1 pseudogene is annotated in these 552 nt (G+C 51.8%); it reads right to left on the bottom strand.

The annotated features are described in order from the left end of the window. A pseudogene (locus J7439_RS26020) lies at nucleotides 1-552 on the bottom strand (hypothetical protein); the annotation flags it as partial.

Here is a 552-nt window from a genome sequence, read left to right as displayed (position 1 = left end):
GCTGAATGGATTGACTGGAGATACTGCTCTCTTGCGATCTTAGCTTGCTTTGAAGCTTCTTCCTTGTTGGCGGTTTGTTTTTTGATTCTGTTGTAAGTATTCATATAGATTCTGTGCCCCTGTGCGAGGACGGGATCTTTGCGACGCTCCCTTTGGCGCTCCTTTTGGCGCTCCTTTTGGCGCTCCTTTTGTCGCTCCTTTTGGCGCTCTGCGAAAGTGGGATCTTTGCGGAGCTTCCTTAGACGCTCCTTTTCGCGCTCTGCGAAAGCGGGATCTTTGCGAAGCTCCCTTTGGTACTCCCTTTGGTACTCCCTTTGGTACTCCCTTTGGCGCTCTGCGAAAGCGGGATCTTTGCGACGCTCCCTTTGGTACTCCCTTTGGTACTCCCTTTGGCGCTCTGCGAAAGCGGGATCTTTGTAACGCTCCCTTTTGTACTCCCTGTGGTACTGCCTTTCGCGTTCTGCGAAAGCGGGATCTTTGCGACGCTCCCTTTGGTACTTCCTTCGGCGCTCCAATCGTGAGGCTTTGTTGTCAGTTATTTTTTTAGATGGG

It is taken from the genome of Salinisphaera sp. G21_0, from assembly GCF_017744115.1.
Lineage (GTDB): Bacteria > Pseudomonadota > Gammaproteobacteria > Pseudomonadales > Endozoicomonadaceae > Endozoicomonas.
Note: the sequence above shows the minus strand (reverse complement) of the source record. Positions and strands in the feature narration are given on the sequence as shown.